Below are 20,389 nucleotides of genomic sequence, written 5' to 3'. Positions count from 1 at the left end.
GGGATGGAGATTCAGGAGAAGGTTTCAACAGCGCAGAAAGAGACCAAAGAGAGGCTTCTTGGCATGTACCGGGATATGCTGCGTATTCGCCGCTTTGAGGAGACGGTAAGCGACCTCTTCAGCCAGGATAAAATCCGGGGGACAACCCACCTTTACATCGGAGAAGAAGCGGTGGCAGTGGGGGCATGTTACGCTATTCGCCCTGATGACTACATCACCTCAACCCATCGAGGTCACGGCCACTGCATCGCCAAGGGAGCGCGCCTTGACCGGATGATGGCCGAGCTCTACGGGAAAATCGACGGGTACTGCAAGGGAAAGGGCGGATCGCTCCACATTGCCGACCTTACGGCCGGGAATCTTGGCGCCAACGGTATTGTGGGCGGAGGTATTCCCATTGCGGTGGGATCAGGGCTTACGGCAAAGTACAAGAACACTGGAAAGGTCACGGTATGCTTTTTTGGCGATGGAGCGGCCAACACCGGGGCATTCCATGAAGCGCTGAACCTTGCCGCCGTGTGGAAACTCCCGGTGGTCTTCGTCTGCGAGAACAACCTCTACGCCATGTCCATGCCGGTGCGAGAGGCCTTCCCCATCCAGGACATTGCCGAAAGAGCCCAGGCCTATGGGATGCCTGGAGTAGTGGTGGATGGGATGGATGTTCTCGCGGTGAAGGAAGCAGTGGAGCAGGCCGCTGAACGGGCCCGCCGGGGTGAGGGACCAACGCTCATTGAGTGTAAGACCTACCGGTACCTGGGGCACTCAAAAAACGACCCCCGGGCGTACCGGACGCGGGAGGAGGAGCAGGAATGGAAGGCGAAAGACCCCATTAAGCGCTACCGGAAATGGCTCTTAGAGCAGGGTGTGGCTGAGGAAGAGGAGCTCAAGACGATTGAAGACGAGGTAGAACGGGAGATTGAAGAGGCCATAGCCTTTGCTGAACAGAGTCCCTATCCTCCCCTTGAGGAAATCACAAAGGACGTCTACGTTGAGGAGGATTTTGCCGAGCTTGAACGGAAGAAGGGGACAAAGGTCGTCCGGAGCATCAAGGAGTACGATCCCGGGACGATGCGCATCATCACCTACCGGGATGCGTTAAACGAAGCCCTGCGGGAGGAGATGCGCCGGGACGAAAATGTCGTGCTCATTGGGGAAGACATTGGCCTTTACGGTGGGGCCTATGGGGTCACCCGGGGCCTGTGGCAGGAGTTTGGAGGAGAACGGGTTCGCAACACCCCTATCTCTGAGGCGGCCATTGTGGGGTGCTGTGTCGGTGCGGCCATGACCGGGCTGCGTCCTGTGGGCGAAATCATGTACATTGACTTCATGACGCTCTGCATGGACCAGCTGGTGAACCAGGGAGCCAAAATTCGCTACATGTTTGGGGGGAAGGCCAGGGTTCCCATGGTTATCCGCACGGAAGGGGGATGTGGTCGTTCCTCTGGTGCCCAGCATGCCCAAAGCCTCGAAGCCTGGTTCATCCACGTCCCGGGGCTCAAGGTCGTCATGCCCGGGACACCCTTTGACGCCAAGGGGCTTTTGAAGGCGGCAATCCGGGAAGACAATCCCATCCTCTTCATCGAACACAAAATGCTCTACAACACCAAGGGTCCGGTACCAGAGGAGGAGTACATCATCCCCATTGGGGTTGCTGATGTGAAGAGAGAAGGGAAGGATGTCACCATCGTTGCCTACTCCCGGATGCTCCTTGTGGCCCTGGAGGCGGCAGAAGTCCTGGCAAAAGAAGGCATTGAGGCTGAGGTTGTGGACCCCAGGACGCTTTTGCCGCTTGATATTGAGACCATCTGTCAGTCGGTTCGCAAGACCAACCGGGTGATCATCGTGTACGAGGGGTGTAAAACCGGCGGAGCGGGGGCAGAGATTGCCGCCCAGATCATGGAGCATGCCTTCGACTACCTGGATGCCCCCATTGTTCGCCTTGGAGCGGCTGATGCTCCCGTTCCCTGCAGCCGTTATCTTGAGGACAATTCTATCCCGAGGGTAGAAGACGTGGTAAAAGCAGCACGCACGCTCTGTGGCAGGTAGCCATGGAACGCTGGACAGCACTTCGGCTCTCATTCATCGTTGGAGTGGCGTTCTTTTTCCTGGCTGTGTCTATGCTCATCACCGGGGCAGTACTCCCCAAATGGATGGCCATTTTCCATCTTTCCGGGGCAAGAGCAGGGCGTCTCTTCGCCCTGTACTACTTTCCTTACGTGGTGACGACGTTTGTGAGTGGTGCGCTCTGTGACTTTTTCGGGAAAAAACCCGTGCTTGTGGCTAGCCAGGCGTTTCTTGCTCTGGGGTTTTTCGTGGTGAGCCTTGCGGATCAGTTCACCACCATTGAGTGGGGGATATTCCTCGCCGGTATTGGTGGGGGGTTCTGCGAGGCTCCCCTCACCGGACTTCTCTCCCGGGTCTTCCCCGGGCGGGAAGGGTATGCCCTGAATCTCAGCCAGATTTCCTTTGGCCTTGGGGCTGCCTCTGGGCCATACCTTGCGGGTTTTCTCCTTGAGCGGGAGCTGAGCTGGAGGGTACTCTATTTCGTCCCGGGGGCGTTCTCGGTGCTCCTCTTTGCCCTCCTTTTGCGGGAACGGGAGCTCTTTGCTGGGGAGAACAACGAGGGCTTTTCCCTGAAACGTCTTCGGGTTTTCAGGGAATGGAGGGCCCTGCTTTTTGCCAGTTTCCTGGCCATCTTCCTGTACGTCGGGGCAGAAATCGGCACCTCAGCCTGGGTGAGCACCTATTTTGTTCGGGAACTCCAGAGAGGCTTTTCCCTTGCGGGAGCGGCCATGGGGATATTTTGGGGGATGATTACCGTAGGAAGGCTTGTCTTTGGCCTTCTGGCCCGAAAGACGAGTTACCTTGTACTGCTTCGCTTTTTAATTCTTCTGAGCTTCTTCGCCCTTCTCCTCTTCAACCTCACCCGGAACGTTTCCATTGCCCTTCTTGCTCTTCTTGTTCTTGGACTTGGATTCTCTGCGGTGTGGCCGCTCATTGTGGCCTGGGTGGCGCAGCACGTCAACACCTTTCAGGCCACGGCCATTGGGCTCACAGTTGCCGCAGGGGGGCTTGGAGCACTCTTTTTCCCCTGGTCCATGGGGATTCTTGCAGACCGCATTGGCCTTCGTTTCGTTTTTCTGGTGGCCCTGGTGCTCGTTGCCGGGCTTTTCGGTGTGACTCAGAGTCGTTTCTTCAGGGAGGGAAAGGCATAGTGGCGCTCCTTGGGATTGACGTAGGGACAAGCGGATGCAAGGTCGTGGCCTTTCGGGAAAACGGTGAAGTCCTGAGTTCCTCAGGGAAAGAGTACCCTTTCATCACACCTCGGCCCGGATGGTTAGAGATTGACCCTGAGAAAATCTGGGAAGCAGTGTGCACTGCCTTGGGCGAGGTGGGCAGAGACCTCAGAGAGCCCATCAGCGCCCTGGCGGTCACCTCCCACGGGGAAACCCTGATCCCTCTGGGGCGGGATGGGCGGCCTCTGACTTTTGCCATTGCCAATTTCGATGTCCGGGCCAACAGATACGTGGCATTCTTTCGAGAACGCTTCGATCCTTTCCATCTTTTCTCAGTGACCGGAATGCCCCTTCATGGGATGTACACGGTGAATAAGATTCTCTGGCTTCGGGATCACGAACCGGAGATCTTTGAACGTACCTGGAAGTTCTCGTGCGTTGAGGACTTTATCGTCTTCCGCCTCACGGGAGAGGAGCCGGCGATGGACTACTCCTTAGCCTCCCGGACCATGATGTTCGATGTCCGGAGAAAAGCCTGGGCCTGGGAAATCCTTGAAGCAGTGGGGATTTCTAAAGAACGGCTCCCCCGGGTTCTCCCTTCGGGAACCCCTGTCGGCTCCCTGCGGGAAGATCTCGCGAGGGACTTTGGCCTCCGGGGAAAAATCCTTGTGGCCACCGGGGGTCACGACCAGCCCTGTGGGGTTTTGGGGTGTGGCGTGAGTTCTCCCGGAGAAGCTATGTACGGCATTGGGACCTCAGAGTGCGTGGCCCTCAACATTGGTCCTTCGCCCTTCCTCACGAAGGAGATGATGGAGAACGGGTTCTGCTGCTATCCCCACGTCACAGAGGGAGACTACATCACCCTGGCGTACATCGCCTCAGGGGGGTCTCTCGTGCGGTGGTTCCGTGACGCCATAGCGCCTGACAAAAAACAGGAAGCCCGGGAACTCGGGAAAGACCCTTATCGGGTGCTCTTTGAGCACCTTCCAGAGGGTCCAGTGCCGCTTTTTGTGCTCCCTCATTTTGCCGGTTCGGGAACTCCCTACCTTGACGAGCACTCCCGGGGGGCCATTGTGGGGTTGACTCTCGCGGCCTCTCGCTGGGAAATCTTTCGGGCCATCCTTGAGAGCCTCACCTATGAGATGAAGGTGAACCTGGATCTTTTTGAGGCTTTTGGATTACCCATTGTAGACCTGCGGGCTGTTGGCGGAGGTGCTCGTTCCCTTGAGTGGCTCAGAATGAAGGCAGACATTCTGGGGAAAACACTGCTTCTTCCGGAAACGGAGGAAGCCGTGGCGCTGGGAACGGCAATCCTTGCGGGGAAGGCAGCGGGAATCTTTGCGCACGCCCGGGAGGGTATTGCGGCGATGGTGCGTTTCCGGGGGAAGGTCGAGCCTTCTTTAGAACGGCACGAAACTTACGGGCGGTACTACAGTGTGTATCAAAAGGTGTACAATGGTCTCAAAGAGGTGCACGAACTCCTGAGTATGCTCCAGGGAGAGGAGGAGAGCCGTGAAGAGTAAGGGTTTTGCCACAGGAATCTGGGTTTTTGGGGCGTGTCCGGATCGGTTCTGCCCACGAGGGTACAAGGAGGATGTTCCCCTTGAAAAGGCCCTTGACGCCATTGCTTCTGTTCCGGACCTCAAAGGAGTGATGATGCACTACCCAGGCCCCATCAACGAGGACACGGCGGAAAAGGTGAAAAGGGAGCTCGATGCCCGGGGACTTGCCCTGGCGTCCTGCGATGTCGACCTTTTCGGGGACCCGGTATTCGCCCTGGGGAGCCTGATGTCGGAGAGGGAAGGCGTGCGCCGGCGGGCCATTGAGCTTGCCAAGAGGGCGATGGACATGGCCGAGTATTTCGGGGCGGAGGTGATGAACCTCTGGCCGGGGCAGGATGGCTTTGACTACCCCTTCCAGATTGACTACCGGGCACAGTGGGACCTTCTCATCGAAGCCCTTCGGGAAATTGCCAGCCACAATCCCCGTGTGAAGCTGAGTTTAGAGTACAAACTCCGGGAGCCCCGGACCCACTCGACCATCTCGAACGCCGGTGTGGCGCTTTTCTTAGCCCGGGAGGTGAACCTCCCGAACGTCGGGGTGACCATTGACCTCGGGCACTCCTATAACTGCAAGGAGTCTCCAGGAAACGTTGTGGCGTTGCTTGACCGCTTCGGGAAGCTCTTTGCCCTGCACCTCAACGACAACTTCCGGGACTGGGATGACGATTTAGCCGTGGGAACGGTGCACTTCTTCGAAAACCTCGAATTCCTCTACTACCTCTACCACTCGAATTACGAAGGCTGGCTCGGCCTTGATATCTTCCCCTACCGGGAGGATGGAAAAGTGGCGTGCCAGGTGAGCATCGAGAACATCACCATGATGCTTTCGATGGTGGAGAAAATCGACGTAGCTACTCTTCGGGCCTACCAGAAAGAGGCCGACGCCTTAGGAGCTTTCCGATACATCCGGAGTTTGCTCTGAAGAGGTGACGCCCGTGAGTTACCTTGGAATTGACGTGGGCACCACGGGATGCAAGGTCATCGCCTTTGATGAGGAGGGGAACGTCAGGGCCTGGGCCTATGAGGAATATCCCCTCCATCATCCCCGGAATGGGTGGAGTGAACTCGATGCTGAAGAAGTCTTTGGGAAGGTCGTGCGCTGCCTCCGAAAAGTCGCCGAGGGCATCCGTCACGACCCTCCGGTGAGCATCGGCATCTCCTCCCAGGGAGAGGCAGTGGTTCCGGTTGACGCCGAGGGTCGGCCTCTTGCCCGAAGCATTGTCACCTTCGATACGCGGGGAGACGAGTTCGTTTCTCTCTTCCGGGAAAAACTTGGAGAAGAGCGATTTTTCGCCATCACCGGGATGCCTCTCTCGGGCATCGGGACGGTGAACAAAATCCTCTGGTGGAAGAAGTACGCTCCCGAGGTCTTCAAGAATGCCCGGTATTTCCTGTGCTTTGAGGATTTCCTCGTCTTCCGCTTTGGGCTCCCTCCGGCCATAAGTTTTCCCCTTGCCTCCCGGACGATGATGTTCCATGTGGAGCGGGGGGAATGGTCTTCAGAAATCCTCGACCTTGCAGGGATTCCTCCTGAGCGCCTGGCTCAACCTTACCCTTCGGGAACCCCCCTTGGGGAGGTCCCGGAGAAATTCGCCGCAGCATTCGGATGGGGAAAAGGGATTGTGGTGGCTGCAGGAGGTCATGACCAGCCCTGTGGAGCCTTGGGAGCGGGTGTCATCCAGCCGGGGCTTGCTATGGACGCCACGGGAACGGTAGAGTGCATTGCCCCGGCAATTCCCCATTTCGTCGGGGGGGAGGCCATGTGGCGGAACAACCTCTGCTGTTACCACCATGCCTTTCCGGGGCTTTACACGACTTTGGTGTACAATTTCACCGGAGGGGTGCTCCTGCGCTGGTTTCGGGACCAGTTTGGGGAAAAGGAAAAGGAGGTTGCCGCTTGCCTTAAGAAGGACCCTTACGAAGTGCTCCTTGAGGGGCTTCCTGAAAACCCCACGAGCCTCTGGGTTTTGCCCCACTTCACCATGACGGGGACACCGTACTTTGACACCCGCTCGGCAGGGATGGTGGTGGGACTCACCCTCAATACTACAAAGAAAGAGTTCATCAAAGCCCTCCTTGAGGGTGTGAGTTACGAGATGAAATTGAATCTCGAGCTTCTTCGGAATGCCGGGATTCCCGTGGAACGGCTCCGGGCGATTGGCGGAGGCGCAAAGAGCCCGGTATGGCTCAGGATCAAGGCCGATATCTACGGGGTGCCGGTTGAAACCCTTTCAGTTTCGGAAGCGGCCTGTTTCGGCGCCGCGCTCCTTGGGCGAAAGGCAAAGGAGGACATTCGAGATTTCGGGGCTCTGGTGTGTGACCTTGTTCGGGTTCGGGAGGTGTATGAGCCAGATCCGGAGAGGGCGAAAATCTATGAGGAACGCTTTGCCGTGTACCGGCGCTTGTACCCTGCGCTGAAAACCGTTATCCTTCAGGAGGGCGGAATGCCATGAAAGCCGCAGTCTTTCTCGGTCCAGGGAATATCGAGGTTCGGGAAGTTCCTGAACCCGAGGCCGGTCCGGGAGAAGTGGTCATCCGGGTTGGGGCCTGCGCCATTTGTGGAACCGATGTTCGCATCTTCCAGTTCGGTCACCACCACGTGAAACCGCCACAGATCACGGGGCACGAGATTGCTGGGGAAATTGTGGCTGTGGGCGAGGGCGTTGAGGGGTACCGGGTGGGGGACAAGGTTGCGGTTATCACTGTAATTTCCTGCGGGCGGTGCCGGTACTGCCGCCGGGGTCTGCAGAACCTCTGCCCGGAACAGAAGTACATCGGGTACCATTACCCTGGAGGATTTGCAGAGTTCATGAAAATGCCCCGGGAAGGGGTAGTGCGGGGGAATCTCCTGGTCCTCCCGGAGGATATGGACCTCCTTGAGGCCAGCCTCATTGAGCCCCTTTCCTGCGTCATCAACGGCCAGTCGTATCTCCACATTGGCCTTGGGGAGACCGTGCTCGTCATTGGTGCGGGTCCTATCGGGTGCATGCATGTTGCCATGGCGAAGAACCACGGTGCGGGGAAGATTCTCCTTGCCGATATTTCCGATGAGCGGCTGGAGCTTGCGCGGAGAGTTGGAGCCGACGTCTATATCAATCCCCAGAGGGAGAACCTGAGGGAACGGGTCCTTGAGCTCACCGGTGGGTTAGGGGCCGACGTGGTCATTGTGGCAGCTTCGTCAGGAAGTGCCCAGGAGGAAGCTCTGGAGCTCGTTGCCCCCCAGGGGAGGATCAGCCTCTTTGGGGGTTTGCCAAAGGAGAAACCCACCATCACCTTCAATAGCAACATCGTCCACTACAAGGAAATCGGGGTTTTTGGCGTCTTCGCCTCTCACGCCTCCCAGTACGAGGAGGCAGCGCGGCTCATCTATGCAAAGAGGGTCCCGGCACGGGACCTCATCACCCATGTGCTGCCCCTTGAGGACATTGTGAGAGGCATTGAGCTTGTGCAAAGCGGGAAGGCCTTAAAGGCCGTGATTTCCTTTGTGAGGTGAGGAGTGTGCATCCGCAGCCGTTACAGGACAAAATCGCCATTGTGACCGGTGCGGCGTCAGGGATAGGGAAGGGCATTGCCATACGCTTTGCCCAGGAAGGGGCCCATGTGGCGTGCTGCGACGTGAACTTTGAAGGGGCAGAGAAAACGGCTCAGGAAATCGAAGCACTGGGCCGGGAATCCATGGCCATCAAGGTGGACGTCACAAAAAGCAACGAGGTTGCCGAAATGGCCCGCCGGGTGTACGAGCGGTGGGGAAGAATCGACATCCTGGTGAATTCCGCAGGCATTATCCGGGCCCACTTCATCACCGACGTTCCCGAAGAGGTCTGGGATGCCATTATCAACGTGAACCTCAAGGGGACGTTTCTCTGTATCCGGGAAGTGGCCAAGTACATGGTACAGCAGAAAAGCGGGAAAATTATCAACATCAGCTCGAAGTCAGGGAAGCGTGGTGGGCTCTGGCTTGCCGCCTATTCGGCATCGAAGTTCGGGGTAATCGGTCTCACCCAGAGCGCGGCCATGGACCTTGCCCCCTTCAAGATCAATGTGAATGCCATTTGTCCGGGAAACGTCTTCGCCACGCCCATGTGGGACCTCCTTGATAAAGAGTATTCGAAAAAGCTCGGTGTTCCTCCGGAGCAGGTGCGGAAAATCTACATTGAAAAGGTCCCGCTGGGGCGAGAGTGCACCATTGAGGATGTGGCCAACGTTGCCGTGTTCCTGGCCTCTTCCTACTCCGACTACATGACCGGGCAGGCTATCAATGTTACTGGTGGACAGGAAGTGCACTGAATGCGGCGCGTTGGCCTTGTGGTGAATCCGGTGGCGGGGAAGGACATCCGCCGGCTGGTGGCGTGGGGGTCTGTTTTTGGCAATCGAGAGAAAATCACCGCTTTGATCCGGTTCCTTCAGGGATTCCTGGGGGTCACTCGGGAGTCTTTTTGCTTCGTCTACATGCCTGACCCTTATGAACTTGTGGAGGTGGCCCGGAGAGAGGCGACGTTTCCTCCGAGGATTTGTTTTGAGAAGGCCCCCACACCGGCCTTTGGGGATGCTACAGATACCCTGCGTTTCACCGAGTGGGCCGTGCAGGAAGGGAGAGTGGAAGCACTTGTTGTGTTTGGTGGTGATGGCACGAACCGGGTGGTGGCCAAAAAAAGCGGAAGTACCCCCCTTTTCTCTCTCTCCTGTGGGACGAATAACGTCTTTGCCGACACCCTGGAACCCACCCTGGGGGGAATGGCCTTGGGATTTTTCCTCGAAGGGGCGGTGCCGAAGACAGAGGTTCTCTCAAGGTCCAAGGTGCTCCGCTGTTTCTCAGGAACCCGGGAGGATATCGCCCTGGTGGACGTGGTTTTTGTGGAAAAAGACGTCCTGGGGACCCGGGCGGTATGGGAACCGGAAACGGTTCGCTTCGTCGCCGTTACGCAGAGCAGTCCCGCAAATATCGGTCTCAGTGCCGTCATCGGGAGAATGGTGAGCATCTCCCCGAAAGAGCGCCGGGGTGCCTTCGCCTGGGTTGGACAGGGTGGCCAGCGAATACCCGTTCCTCTGGCTCCCGGGCTTGTCCGGGAAGTGGGGGTGGAGGAGTTTGGTTTCCTTCTCCCTGGGGAACCGCTGAAACTCCCTCAGGGGAAGGGAGCGCTTGCCCTTGATGGGGAACGGGAGATCCTTGTGCATCCCCATGAAGCGTGGTGGATTTGCCTTGAGGATCAGGGTCCGGTGAAGGCGGACCTTCGACGGATTCTTGAGCTCACACAGGGAAGGAGTGGGGAACATGGCCAGAGAGGTCATCATGCCCAAACTCGGCCTGACGATGGAAGAAGGGGTCATCAATAAGTGGTTTGTGCGGGAAGGCGAGCGGGTGGAGAAGGGGGACCCCCTCTTCGAGGTGGCGACCGACAAGGTGAACATGGAGGTGGAATCTCCTGCTTCAGGAGTGGTCCTTAAAATCCTCTATCCTGAAGGGGCTACCGTTCCCATCACGGAGGTTGTTGCCTATATCGGGGAAGAGGGGGAAGAGGTTCCTGTTCCCGGGAAAAAGGCCCCAGGAGAGCAGCCAGAGGCTGGAGAGCGCGTTGCTGGGGAACAGGTGATGACTCAGAAGACAGAAACAGGAACAGAGACGGCAAAGGAGCGCATCAAAGCCTCACCGCTTGCTCGAAAACTCGCTCAGGAATACGGCATCGACCTTGCAACCATCACCGGTACGGGTCCTGGGGGTCGTATCGTCAAAGAAGACGTTGAGCGGGCAAAGAGAGCACTTGAGGAGGCGAAAAAGCAGGAAATCCCCGTGGTGGAAGAGGCACCGGTGACTGAAGAGGTAAAGGGGAAAGTCGTTCCTCTTTCCCGGATGCGCCAGATCATTGCCCAGCGCATGGTTGAGAGCGCGAGGACGAAGCCCCACTTTTTCGTCTTCCAGGAAATCCTTGCCGAGGAACTCGTGAAGATGCGGGAACGCCTGCTGCCTCTGGTGGAGAAGGAAACTGGTCTCCGGGTCTCGTACACCGATATCCTCGTCAAGGTTGTCGCTAAAGCCCTGGAACGTTATCCGCTGCTTTACGCTTCCTTCACGGAGGAGGGAATCGTTTTCCACGAGCATGTCAACATCGGTGTTGCTGTGGCTTTAGAAGACGGGCTCATCGTTCCCGTGGTGAAGGAAGTGGAGCGGAAGAGCATCGCCCAGATCACCCGGGAGCTCCACGACCTTGTGGAACGGGCGAAAGCTGGCAAGCTCACTCCGGAGGAGATTTCCGGGGGAACCTTCACCATTTCGAACCTGGGGATGTTCGGTGTTGACGCCTTTACGGCCATCATCAACCCTCCGGAGTCGGCCATTCTGGCCTGTGGGGCCATTAAGAAGAAGCCGGTCTTCGACGGGAAGGACATCGTTCCCCTTGCGGTCATGGAGCTTGTCCTCTCCTGCGACCACCGTATCGTCGATGGTGCCGTTGCCGCCCAGTTCATGCAGTTTCTGAAAACCCTTCTGGAAGAACCCTTTGCCCTGCTCCTTTGAGGTTTCCAGGGTCAGGGTAAGGATTGCCGTTTTTCGGTCTGTCCTTGCCCTGCCCTTGTGGACTGTTTGTGGTCTGGCGAATCGCCTGAGCTTCCGGGATGCCTGGAGAATGCCAGTTGTTGAGGTGTTCTTGTGGGAGCTTCTTGGAAGTTCTTGCAGACCTTCCTCCAGGAAGTTAAGATATTCCTGGAATTCTGGCGGGGAGGTCAACTCATGAAGACTCTCGAAGAGAAAATCCGGGAACTCCCTCCTGAGCTCCGTCAGGAGGTGGAGGATTTCGTGGAGTTCCTCTTAGAGAGGAAGATGAAAAAGGCAAAGGAGCTTCCAAAGCTCCGTTTCAGGGGTGCCTTAAAGGAGCTGGGCTTGCAGTCTACTTCTGTGGAACTGCAACACGAAATCCTGAAGTGGTGGCAAGACGGTGTATCTCGTTGACACGAACGTTATTCTCGAGGTCCTTTTAGAGCGAGAACAGGCGGATGAAGCCGAAAGGTTTCTGTGCCAGATGCCTCGGGGCAGTCTCTTCGTTTCAGAGTTCAGTTTGTACTCTCTTGGAGTCTTTCTCTTTCGCCAGGGGAAGCATGAGGTGTTCCTCAAGCTCGTTGAGGATCTCTTTGAGTCCCTGGCGATTTGCCTTGTCCGATTGACTCCCCAGGATGTCCCTGCTTTGATTTCGGCAGCTCAGCGCTACCACCTCGACTTCGACGACGCCTACCAGTACACCGTGGCCGAAAAGCACGACCTCACCATCGTGAGCTTCGACCACGACTTTGACCAAACCGAACGGGGGAGGAAGACTCCGAAAGAGGTTCTGAGAGCGTCAGAAGCTTAGTGTCTTTCTCGATTGAATGATGGGAGGTCAGTCCATGAAGACTCTCGAAGAGAAAATCCGGGAACTCCCTCCTGAGCTCCGTCAGGAGGTGGAGGATTTCGTGGAGTTCCTCTGGGAGAAGAGAATGCGAAGGGTCTGGGGCGGGAAGAAACTCCGGCAGGATTGGGCTGGAGCGCTCTCGGAATACCGAAAGCAGTATACCTCCCTTGAGTTGCAAAAAAAAGCCCTTGAGTGGCGGGAAAACTGATGTTTCTTGTGGACACCAACGTGTGGCTGGAGCGGCTCCTGAACCGGGAAAGGTCTGAGGAGGTGGGGCGTTTCCTGGCGGAAGTTCCATCTTCCCGGCTTTTCCTCACCGATTTTACCCTGCATTCTCTTGGTGTGATCCTCACCCGCTTGAAGAAACCGGAGGCTTTTCTCCTTTTCATTCGGGACCTCTTCGTCGAAGGGGAGGTGGGGCTACTTGGCCTCAGACCCCAGGAAATGGAACACATTATTGTAACCATGGAACGCTATCACCTCGACTTCGACGACGCCTACCAGTACACCGTGGCCGAAAAGCACGACCTCACCATCGTGAGCTTCGACCACGACTTTGACCAAACCGAACGGGGGAGGAAGACTCCCGGGGAAGTGCTGCAATCTTGACTTTTGTGGTTTTTCTGCTATACTGCGCCCAAAAAGGCGAGGATGCCGAAGCAAGGGTGCCTGAGTGAACAGGCACCTCTTTTTTTGGAGGTGAAAGGGGTGCTCCGCCTTTCCGAGGAGGATGTACTGGCGTCGATTTGTCAGGAACTGGAACGAATGCTCTCTGGAGACCTTGTGCGACCAGTCCCCATGAAGGATGCAGAAGTTTTTACACTTCTTGAGCGGCTTCAAGGAGTGCTTTTGGGGTTTGAGACGGGACTTGAGGTTACTACTGCACAGGTAGCTTCGGTTGCCGAGGAAATGGGGACCGTCGTGAGTCAGATTGCCCGGCTTAAAGGAAACGCAGTGTCTTCGCTGAGTGCGATTACGTTTCCGCAATCACTCGCTGGCTCTGCGTAACGATAGCCTTCCTATCCTCAGTGACACGGGGCAACCGGTTGGGGTTCTCGGGGCCGACCTGAGCACCCGGGAATATCCTTGAGGAGGGATGACATCCTTGAGGATTCTCGTGATACAGCATGTGGCCATTGAGGACCTGGGTCTTCTCGGAGCAGCTTTTCAACAGCGAGGTTTTGAGGTAGACATCCGCCTCATGGAAGATCCACAGGTCTTTCTGTCCCCTTCGGTGAAGCCCTATGGAGCCCTGGTGATTCTTGGGGGTCCCATGGGTGCTTACGAGGAAGACCGTTATCCCTACCTTTTTCAGGTGGAGCGCCTTATTCGGGAGGCCTATCACGCAGGCCTCCCCACACTGGGCGTATGTCTTGGGGGACAGCTCATTGCCCGGGCCTTCGGGGCGTGGGTTGGCCCCAGTATGGTGAAGGAAATTGGCTGGTATCGAATACGGCTTACGGAAGAAGGGAAATCGTCTCCTCTTTTTGCCGGGCTTCCGGATGACTTCTTTGTCTTTCAGTGGCATGGGGATACCTTTGCCCTTCCTAAAGGGGCGGTGCTTCTTGCTTCCGGTGATTCCTGCAGGAATCAGGCCTTCGTGTATGGCGAGAGGATTTTTGCCCTTCAGTTTCACCTTGAGGTCACAGAAGCCATGGTGGCTCTCTGGAGTGAGGTGTATCGCGAGGAACTTTTGCGCTTTGGGGGAGCGGCGTTTCCTGAAAGGCTCCGGGAGGAAACGAAAAGGCGTTTTGAGGAGGATAGAGACATCCGCAGGAGATTCCTGGAGAATCTCTGCTGGGTGATTGCAGGGGGGTCGAGAGGTTGCGGATTGCTCTCTGGCAAATGAATCCCACTGTTGGTGATGTTCGGGGGAACGCCGAGAAGATCCTTCAGGGAATTTCGTGGGCTAGAGCTCAAAGAGCAGATCTTGTGGTCTTTCCAGAGCTTTCTCTTGTGGGGTATCCACCCCGGGATCTCCTCTTCCGGGAGGAGATGCTCCGGGCGGTGGAGGAGGTGCTTGAAGAGGAGATTCGCCCCGCTTCCCAGGGTATAGGAGTGCTTCTCGGCGCCCCGGTGAGGGAAGAGGGGAAGCTCTACAACTCGGCTTTGCTCTTCTTTGCGGGGAAGCTCTGCGCTCGGCAGGACAAGACGCTCCTTCCCAACTACGACATTTTCGATGAGGTGCGGTATTTTCGGTCGGCAAAGGAACGAAAGGTTGTGACTTTCTTTGGAGAAAGGCTTGGTCTTACCATCTGTGAGGATATATGGAACGACAAGGATTTCTGGTCAAGACCAAGATATGACCTTGATCCTCTGGAAGATCTCTTCACCCAGGGAGCCACACTTTTGGTGAATATATCGGCTTCTCCCTATCACTTTGGGAAGAAGCGCCTGCGTGCCAGTATGCTCTCCCACATTGCCCAGAAGTACACCTGTCCCCTGGTCTACGTGAATCAGGTGGGAGGCAATGACGAACTCGTTTTCGACGGATCCAGCCTTGTCCTCGATGCTGCCGGCGGCATTGTCTGGGAGGGAAAGTCCTTTGCCGAAGACTGTACCGTCATCGATACGGAAGGCTCTCTCCAAGCGAAAAACCCTTCCCAGGTTTGTGAGGGTATCGAAGAAGTGTACCAGGCGCTCCTCCTTGGCATCCGCGATTACTTCCGAAAAACAGGCTTCAAGAAAGCCCTGGTGGGGTTAAGCGGTGGCATTGATTCTTCGGTTGTTGCGGCTTTGGCGACATTTGCCCTGGGAGCAGAAAACGTCACGGGTGTGGGCATGCCCTCTTTCTACTCTTCAAAGGAGAGCCTGGAAGACGCCCAGGCACTTGCAGAACATTTGGGCATCGAATTTCGCGTCATTCCTATTGGAGAGATTTTCTCTGCCTATCTTCGTGTGCTCAATCCCTCTGGCACGCCCTTGGTGGATCTTGCTGAGGAGAACCTGCAGGCTCGAATTCGAGGGAGTATCCTCATGTTCATCTCCAACCGGGAGGGGTATCTCGTGCTCAGTACCGGGAACAAGTCCGAGCTCGCTATGGGTTACTGCACGTTGTACGGGGACATGTCTGGAGGGTTAGATGTTTTAGCCGATGTTCCTAAGACTACGGTGTACGAGCTGGCCCGGTACATCAACCGGGAAAGAGAGATTATCCCTCGGCGGGTACTGGTGAAAGCTCCATCGGCTGAGCTTCGTCCTCACCAGCGTGACGAGGATGTCCTCCCTCCTTATGGCGTGCTCGATCCCATCTTGAAGGCCTACATCGAGGACAACCTCTCCCCTGAGGACATCGCGGCTCTGGGTTTTGACGAAGTGGTCGTCAAGGAGGTCATAAGGCGGGTGGACCAGGCTGAGTACAAGAGACGCCAGGCGGCCCCGGGTCTTCGAGTCACCACCAAGGCCTTTGGGGTGGGGCGGAGAATGCCTATTGCCTGGAAAAAGGGATGGGAATGAGCTTGGTGCCATGAATTGTGGGGGTTCCAACAGAGGGCTCCGGAAAGACCCCACCTTGGAGAGAACCTGTTGTCAGCGTTAGAACCCTTCCCCTCATCCTGGCTTTTTCCGGGTGTTCCGCCGTTTCCAGAAAAAAGGGCCGAAGGCGAACCTTCGGCCCCGTGAATGGCTTTGGAGAATACTCAAAGGGCGACTTCCTTCCGTTCTCCGGTGCGGATTCGGACTGCATCGGCAATCGGGCAGGCAAAGATTTTCCCGTCTCCTATTTCACCTGTGCGGGCGGCGGTGATAATGGTTTCCACCACTCGTTCATAGTCCTCGTCCCGGATGACCACCTCGAGCTTGATCTTGGGCAGAAAGGGAATCTCGTACTTTCTTCCTCGAAATTGTTCCACAAGTCCTTTCTGAGATCCTCGGCCTTCCACCGGGTACATGGTCACCGCCGGATATCCGCACCGCTCGAGGGCGGCCACGACCTCCATCACCTTCTCTTCCCGAACAACTATTTCCAGCTTCAGCATGTTCATCCCTCCTCATGAACCCACAAACATGCGATGAGTGGTGAACTCAGGATACGCCGGGGTTCCATGCTCGTACAGATCAAGCCCCCGGAGTTCCTCTTCTGGGAGGACCCGAATGCCAAAGGAGAGGTCCATGACTTTGAAGAGCATGTATCCCAGACCGAAGCTCCAGGCTGCCACTGTGCCTATTCCTATAAGCTGGGCAACGAGCTGTCCTGTGCCGCCTCCATAGAGAAGCCCAGTAACATAAGGTGGTTCAAGAGAGTACAGACCGTAAGTCCCATCAGCAAAAAGCCCCACACTCAAAAGCCCCCACAAACCGTTGATACCGTGGACGCTCACCGCTCCTACAGGGTCGTCTATGCCTCGGGATTCAAGGAATTCCACCCCTCCCACCACAAGGAGTCCTGCGATAGCTCCGATGACCACTGCTGCCCAGGCTTCAATCCAGGCACAGGGGGCGGTTACAGCCACGAGCCCTCCCAGGGTGCCATTGAGGGTCATGCCGAGATCCCATTTACGGGTTTTGGCGTATACGAGAAGAAGCGTGGTCAGAGCTCCGGAGGCAGCGGCGAGGTTAGTGTTCACGGCTACTACAGCGATACGGAGGTGATGAGCGCTGAGAGTGCTTCCAGGGTTGAAGCCAAACCAACCAAACCAGAGAATGAAGGTTCCCAGCGCTGCCAAGGCAAGGTTGTGTCCAGGAATGGCACGGGGCTTTCCGTCTTTCCCATACTTTCCAAAGCGTGGCCCAAGGACCATGGCTCCGGCAAGACCCACAAGCCCTCCTACTGCATGGACCACTCCGGATCCGGCGAAGTCCACATGACCCACACCAAAGGGGAGTTTCGATAGCCACCCTCCACCCCATACCCAGTGAGCGTATACGGGGTAGATGAAGAGGCTCACAAAAAGGGTATACACAAGGTACGCTGAGAATTTCAGTCGTTCTGCTACTGCTCCAGAGACGATGGTTGCTGCTGTTCCACAAAAGACAAGCTGCCAGAAAAAGTCAAGGTAAGTTCCCACGTCGTAGGACGCTCCAAGGAGGAACCAGTGACCAGAACCGATGAATCCCCCGATGTCTTTTCCTTTTAGGAATCCATACCCCACGGCGAAAAACACAAGTGTAGCCACTACAAAGTCAATGAGATTCTTGCTCAGAAGATTTGTGGTGTTTTTGGAGCGGCAAAACCCTGCTTCCACCATGGCAAACCCGGCCTGCATGAAAAAGACCAGAAATCCACACACTAGGACCCACACGTAGTCGGTGGGGAGCCCAGGTTGCGCACTAAGAGTTTCCGTTCCCTTTGGATCGGAGGCATACGACGGGCTTCCGAAAAGTACCACGATCAGGATACAGAGGAGAAGGGCATACCGCATGTTCACCACCCCTTTTTGAGAATTGGATGGAAAAGAAAAGGCCCCTTTCCAGGGCGTCTTTGCTCCCCAAGAAAGGGGCCTCTTTGCCCAAAGCCTAGGAAAAGGAGAGGGGTCCCTGCCTCCTCGCAGAGACCCCATTGTCCCGGTGATATTTTACTCGAGGGGCTTGGGGAAAGTCAATACCCTGGATAGGTTCACAGAGATCTGCGGTAAGTAAGGGAGACAAAAAGGGGAGAGACCTGTATCCTGACTCAGTGTCGAAAACCCTAAGAGAAGAAAGGCCCTGCACCTACATGAAGAGTAGCACAAAGGGAACAAGGATGCTTCAGGCATATTCTGGAGGTCCTCCGCCTTTTGAGCTTCCCAGAAGGAATGCCATCGGGAAGCTTGCGAGAATCCATGGACTCTCCAAGAAGAGAGAATCCTTGAAGTCCTCGACTTTGCTCAGTCCCTCCTCTTAGCCGTCACCTGCGAAAGATTGAATAGCCCGAAGCCTCCTTTCGGTGGAAGAAAAAGTTCAACCCCAGAAACCTCCAGAACCCGGAAGGAAGGTCCAGAAGACCCAAAAAGGTCCGGAAGCCTCAGTGGGCCTCAGAGCTTGTGGAGGGAATTCAAAGACTCCGGGAGGAATTCCCCTCTTTGGGGAAGGCAAAGCTCACCGTCCTCCTCAGGAAAGAGGGTTTCACTGCTTCTTCCTCCACCGTGGGGAGGATCCTCAAATCTCTCAAGGCCCGGGGTCTTTTGAGAGAGGGAGAGAAACCGAGGAAGGTTTCTGTCACAGGGAATAGAAGGGGACACCAGAGACCCCATGCCCAGAGAAAACCCAAAGACTACGAGGTGGAATCCCCAGGGATCTTGCCGCCATCGACACTCTGGACATCCGTCCCCTCCCTGGAAAGGTGTATAAGCAATTTACCGCCGGAGACCTTGTCTCGAGGTGGGCCTACTCCTCCCTCCATTCCAGGGCTACGGCTAATCTCGCCAGGGTGTTCCTCGAGGAACTCCTCAGGAAGTGCCCCTTTCCAGTGCGGGCTATTCAGGTAGATGGAGGAAGTGAATTCTATGGGGAATTTGAGGAGGCCTGCAAGGAATACGGTATCAAGCTCTTCGTCCTTCCTCCAAGGTCTCCCATATCCGTGGAGTGGTGGAACGGCTCAATCGGACCTTCCGGGAGGAGTTCTGGGCGCACTATGAGGATGAAGTAGATCTTGCAACCATGAGGTTCCACCTTAAAAGGTGGACGGAAGAGGTGTACAATAGGAAAAGACCACACTGGAGCTTGGGATACAGGAGTCCTTGGGAGTACCTGAGGGATACTGGATTTGTTGAGTGTCCCACATGATATGAACCCGTACAACCTATTGACAGCAGTGCATCGTTCTCCGTATAATTAGCTTTGCCGCTGAAGGCAAACTCAGAGAACACCCAGAGCCGGGTGGAAAGCCTGCGATAAGGCGCTTTTGCTCCGAGGGTGGGGCAAAAGCGCCTATTTTTTCTCGAAAGGGGGTTTCTTTTGTGCCCTGTAGCTGCAAAACTCCAGAGGATGTTCTGCGTGTTTGCAAGGAGAATCGGGTGAAATTCATCCGTCTCTGGTTCACCGACGTTTTGGGAAGCCTGAAGAGCTTTGCCATTCCCTTCGAAGAGCTTGAAACCGCGCTCTACGAAGGCATGGGTTTTGACGGGTCCTCCGTCAAGGGTTTTGCCCGTATCGATGAAAGCGACATGGTTGCCCTTCCCGATCCTGCTACTTTTCAGCTCCTCCCCTGGCGTTCTGGGGAAGAGAAAGTGGGCAGGATGTTCTGCGACATCCTGAATCCTGATGGGACCCCCTTTGAGGGGGATCCAAGGTATGTTCTCAAGAGGAACCTGAAAAGGCTTGCCGAGAAGGGCTATACCTTCTACGTTGGACCGGAGCTCGAGTTTTTCTACTTTAAAAGTGATAAGGAGCCCGTTCCCTTGGACAGGGGAGGGTATTTCGACCTCACCACCCTCGATGCAGCCTCAGACCTCAGGCGGGACACCATCCGTACTTTAGAAGAAATGGGCATACGAGTGGAATACAGCCACCACGAGGTAGCGTATTCGCAGCATGAAATCGACCTTCGCTATGCCGATGCCCTCACCATGGCCGATAACGTCATGACCTATCGCATCGTGGTGAAGGAAATTGCCCAGAAATACGGAGTTTACGCCACCTTCATGCCCAAACCCATTATGGGTATCAATGGATCCGGGATGCACACCCATCAGTCACTCTTTCGTGGCGATACCAACGCCTTTTTCGATCCCCATGATCCTTATTTCCTCTCGGATGTGGCCAAGAAGTACATCGCTGGAATTCTGCGCTATGCTCGGGAAATTGCTCTGGTTACCAACCAGTGGGTGAATTCCTACAAGCGTCTTGTGCCGGGATACGAAGCACCGGTGTATATCTGTTGGGCCCGAAGAAACCGTTCCGCCTTGGTCCGGGTGCCGATGTACAAACCAGGAAAGGAGAAGGCGACCCGGATTGAAGTGCGGCATCCTGACCCCGCCTGCAATCCCTACCTTGCCTTTGCGGTGATGCTTGCCGCCGGTATGGCAGGAGTGGAGGGAAACTATGAACTTCCCGAACCAGTTGAAAGAGACGTTTACCACATGAGTCCTGAGGAACGGAAAGCACTGGGCATTGAGTCGCTCCCGGGAAGCCTGAAGGAAGCCATTGATTGTGCCCTGGAGAGCAAACTCCTTAGGGAGACCCTGGGAGAGCACGTATTCACGTACCTTATCGAGAGTAAACTCGTAGAATGGGACGAATACCGTGTGGTTGTGCATCCCTATGAAATAGAACGGTACCTCCCCATTTTATAGGA

General features: G+C 56.0%; 21 protein-coding genes. 19 read left to right on the top strand and 2 right to left on the bottom strand.

Annotated features, from left to right (window positions below):
• Positions 1-3: 3 nt before the first annotated feature.
• From pdhA to ACPT9Q_RS03725, 16 genes are all read left to right on the top strand, one after another.
• Positions 4-2,046 (top strand): pyruvate dehydrogenase (acetyl-transferring) E1 component subunit alpha, encoded by a 2,043-nt coding sequence (gene pdhA / locus ACPT9Q_RS03800; RefSeq protein ID WP_427366381.1) that lies wholly within the window; start codon positions 4-6, stop codon positions 2,044-2,046.
• Between the two features lie 2 nt (positions 2,047-2,048).
• Entirely contained in the window at positions 2,049-3,215 is a 1,167-nt protein-coding gene (locus tag ACPT9Q_RS03795; protein ID WP_427366380.1) for an MFS transporter, read from the top strand.
• A complete protein-coding gene (locus tag ACPT9Q_RS03790) occupies positions 3,215-4,759 on the top strand; it encodes an FGGY-family carbohydrate kinase (protein WP_427366379.1) in 1,545 nt (514 codons plus the stop codon). Before ACPT9Q_RS03795 ends, ACPT9Q_RS03790 begins: the two co-directional genes overlap by 1 nt.
• Complete coding sequence (locus ACPT9Q_RS03785) at positions 4,749-5,720, top strand: sugar phosphate isomerase/epimerase family protein (RefSeq protein WP_427366377.1); 972 nt, start codon at positions 4,749-4,751, stop codon at positions 5,718-5,720. Before ACPT9Q_RS03790 ends, ACPT9Q_RS03785 begins: the two co-directional genes overlap by 11 nt.
• A gap of 13 nt (positions 5,721-5,733) precedes the next feature.
• Positions 5,734-7,251, top strand: coding sequence for an FGGY-family carbohydrate kinase (locus tag ACPT9Q_RS03780; protein WP_427366375.1), 1,518 nt, complete (start codon positions 5,734-5,736; stop codon positions 7,249-7,251).
• Entirely contained in the window at positions 7,248-8,291 is a 1,044-nt protein-coding gene (locus ACPT9Q_RS03775) for an alcohol dehydrogenase catalytic domain-containing protein (protein ID WP_017873038.1), read from the top strand. The genes ACPT9Q_RS03780 and ACPT9Q_RS03775 overlap by 4 nt, the downstream gene beginning before the upstream one ends.
• The gene (gene srlD / locus ACPT9Q_RS03770; RefSeq protein WP_427366373.1) at positions 8,288-9,085 is read left to right on the top strand and encodes a sorbitol-6-phosphate dehydrogenase; all 798 of its coding nucleotides are present in this window, start codon (positions 8,288-8,290) and stop codon (positions 9,083-9,085) included. The genes ACPT9Q_RS03775 and srlD overlap by 4 nt, the downstream gene beginning before the upstream one ends.
• A complete protein-coding gene (locus ACPT9Q_RS03765) occupies positions 9,086-10,132 on the top strand; it encodes a hypothetical protein (RefSeq protein WP_427366371.1) in 1,047 nt (348 codons plus the stop codon).
• Positions 10,071-11,309 carry a 2-oxo acid dehydrogenase subunit E2 gene (locus ACPT9Q_RS03760; protein WP_017873035.1) on the top strand — a complete coding sequence of 413 codons (1,239 nt, stop codon included), beginning with the start codon at positions 10,071-10,073 and terminating at the stop codon, positions 11,307-11,309. The genes ACPT9Q_RS03765 and ACPT9Q_RS03760 overlap by 62 nt, the downstream gene beginning before the upstream one ends.
• A gap of 213 nt (positions 11,310-11,522) precedes the next feature.
• Positions 11,523-11,741 (top strand): DUF2281 domain-containing protein, encoded by a 219-nt coding sequence (locus ACPT9Q_RS03755; RefSeq protein WP_427366370.1) that lies wholly within the window; start codon positions 11,523-11,525, stop codon positions 11,739-11,741.
• The gene (locus ACPT9Q_RS03750; RefSeq protein WP_017873033.1) at positions 11,728-12,138 is read left to right on the top strand and encodes a PIN domain-containing protein; all 411 of its coding nucleotides are present in this window, start codon (positions 11,728-11,730) and stop codon (positions 12,136-12,138) included. The genes ACPT9Q_RS03755 and ACPT9Q_RS03750 overlap by 14 nt, the downstream gene beginning before the upstream one ends.
• Positions 12,139-12,172: 34 nt before the next feature.
• On the top strand, positions 12,173-12,385 hold the full coding sequence (locus tag ACPT9Q_RS03745; RefSeq protein WP_017873032.1) for a DUF2281 domain-containing protein: 213 nt from the start codon (positions 12,173-12,175) through the stop codon (positions 12,383-12,385).
• Positions 12,385-12,786 (top strand): type II toxin-antitoxin system VapC family toxin, encoded by a 402-nt coding sequence (locus ACPT9Q_RS03740; RefSeq protein ID WP_427366368.1) that lies wholly within the window; start codon positions 12,385-12,387, stop codon positions 12,784-12,786. The genes ACPT9Q_RS03745 and ACPT9Q_RS03740 overlap by 1 nt, the downstream gene beginning before the upstream one ends.
• Positions 12,787-12,885: 99 nt before the next feature.
• Positions 12,886-13,185: a hypothetical protein gene (locus ACPT9Q_RS03735; protein ID WP_427366367.1), complete on the top strand. Its 300-nt coding sequence runs from the start codon at positions 12,886-12,888 to the stop codon at positions 13,183-13,185.
• Positions 13,186-13,282: 97 nt separating this feature from the next.
• On the top strand, positions 13,283-14,026 hold the full coding sequence (locus ACPT9Q_RS03730) for a glutamine amidotransferase-related protein (protein WP_017873959.1): 744 nt from the start codon (positions 13,283-13,285) through the stop codon (positions 14,024-14,026).
• Positions 14,002-15,633 carry an NAD+ synthase gene (locus ACPT9Q_RS03725; RefSeq protein WP_026137374.1) on the top strand — a complete coding sequence of 544 codons (1,632 nt, stop codon included), beginning with the start codon at positions 14,002-14,004 and terminating at the stop codon, positions 15,631-15,633. The genes ACPT9Q_RS03730 and ACPT9Q_RS03725 overlap by 25 nt, the downstream gene beginning before the upstream one ends.
• 182 nt (positions 15,634-15,815) lie before the next feature.
• Here ACPT9Q_RS03725 and ACPT9Q_RS03720 read toward each other — a convergent pair whose 3' ends face one another.
• Both ACPT9Q_RS03720 and ACPT9Q_RS03715 read right to left on the bottom strand, forming a co-directional pair.
• Complete coding sequence (locus tag ACPT9Q_RS03720; protein WP_017873956.1) at positions 15,816-16,154, bottom strand: P-II family nitrogen regulator; 339 nt, start codon at positions 16,152-16,154, stop codon at positions 15,816-15,818.
• A 12-nt stretch (positions 16,155-16,166) separates the two neighbouring features.
• A complete protein-coding gene (locus ACPT9Q_RS03715; RefSeq protein WP_427366365.1) occupies positions 16,167-17,537 on the bottom strand; it encodes an ammonium transporter in 1,371 nt (456 codons plus the stop codon).
• 899 nt (positions 17,538-18,436) lie between these two features.
• Here ACPT9Q_RS03715 and ACPT9Q_RS03710 point away from each other — a divergent pair.
• From ACPT9Q_RS03710 to glnA, 3 genes are all read left to right on the top strand, one after another.
• The gene (locus ACPT9Q_RS03710; RefSeq protein WP_427366343.1) at positions 18,437-18,742 is read left to right on the top strand and encodes an integrase catalytic domain-containing protein; all 306 of its coding nucleotides are present in this window, start codon (positions 18,437-18,439) and stop codon (positions 18,740-18,742) included.
• Positions 18,679-18,879 (top strand): integrase core domain-containing protein, encoded by a 201-nt coding sequence (locus ACPT9Q_RS03705; RefSeq protein ID WP_427366364.1) that lies wholly within the window; start codon positions 18,679-18,681, stop codon positions 18,877-18,879. The genes ACPT9Q_RS03710 and ACPT9Q_RS03705 overlap by 64 nt, the downstream gene beginning before the upstream one ends.
• Before the next feature lie 173 nt (positions 18,880-19,052).
• On the top strand, positions 19,053-20,387 hold the full coding sequence (glnA, locus tag ACPT9Q_RS03700; protein ID WP_017873791.1) for a type I glutamate--ammonia ligase: 1,335 nt from the start codon (positions 19,053-19,055) through the stop codon (positions 20,385-20,387).
• Positions 20,388-20,389: the final 2 nt, after the last annotated feature.

This window comes from Candidatus Caldatribacterium saccharofermentans, from assembly GCF_050267035.1.
Classification (GTDB): Bacteria; Atribacterota; Atribacteria; order Atribacterales; family Caldatribacteriaceae; genus Caldatribacterium; species Caldatribacterium saccharofermentans.
This window is presented reverse-complemented; position numbering and strand designations above follow the sequence as displayed.

Bases quoted from the DNA above. Each gene is read 5' to 3' on its own strand.
- pdhA (WP_427366381.1), top strand. From the start codon at position 4: ATGGAGATTCAGGAGAAGGTTTCAACAGCGCAGAAAGAGACCAAAGAG.
- ACPT9Q_RS03795 (WP_427366380.1), top strand. From the start codon at position 2,049: ATGGAACGCTGGACAGCACTTCGGCTCTCATTCATCGTTGGAGTGGCG.
- ACPT9Q_RS03775 (WP_017873038.1), top strand. From the start codon at position 7,248: ATGAAAGCCGCAGTCTTTCTCGGTCCAGGGAATATCGAGGTTCGGGAA.
- ACPT9Q_RS03765 (WP_427366371.1), top strand. From the start codon at position 9,086: ATGCGGCGCGTTGGCCTTGTGGTGAATCCGGTGGCGGGGAAGGACATC.
- ACPT9Q_RS03760 (WP_017873035.1), top strand. From the start codon at position 10,071: ATGGCCAGAGAGGTCATCATGCCCAAACTCGGCCTGACGATGGAAGAA.
- ACPT9Q_RS03755 (WP_427366370.1), top strand. From the start codon at position 11,523: ATGAAGACTCTCGAAGAGAAAATCCGGGAACTCCCTCCTGAGCTCCGT.
- ACPT9Q_RS03745 (WP_017873032.1), top strand. From the start codon at position 12,173: ATGAAGACTCTCGAAGAGAAAATCCGGGAACTCCCTCCTGAGCTCCGT.
- ACPT9Q_RS03740 (WP_427366368.1), top strand. From the start codon at position 12,385: ATGTTTCTTGTGGACACCAACGTGTGGCTGGAGCGGCTCCTGAACCGG.
- ACPT9Q_RS03720 (WP_017873956.1), bottom strand. From the start codon at position 16,154: ATGCTGAAGCTGGAAATAGTTGTTCGGGAAGAGAAGGTGATGGAGGTC.
- ACPT9Q_RS03715 (WP_427366365.1), bottom strand. From the start codon at position 17,537: ATGCGGTATGCCCTTCTCCTCTGTATCCTGATCGTGGTACTTTTCGGA.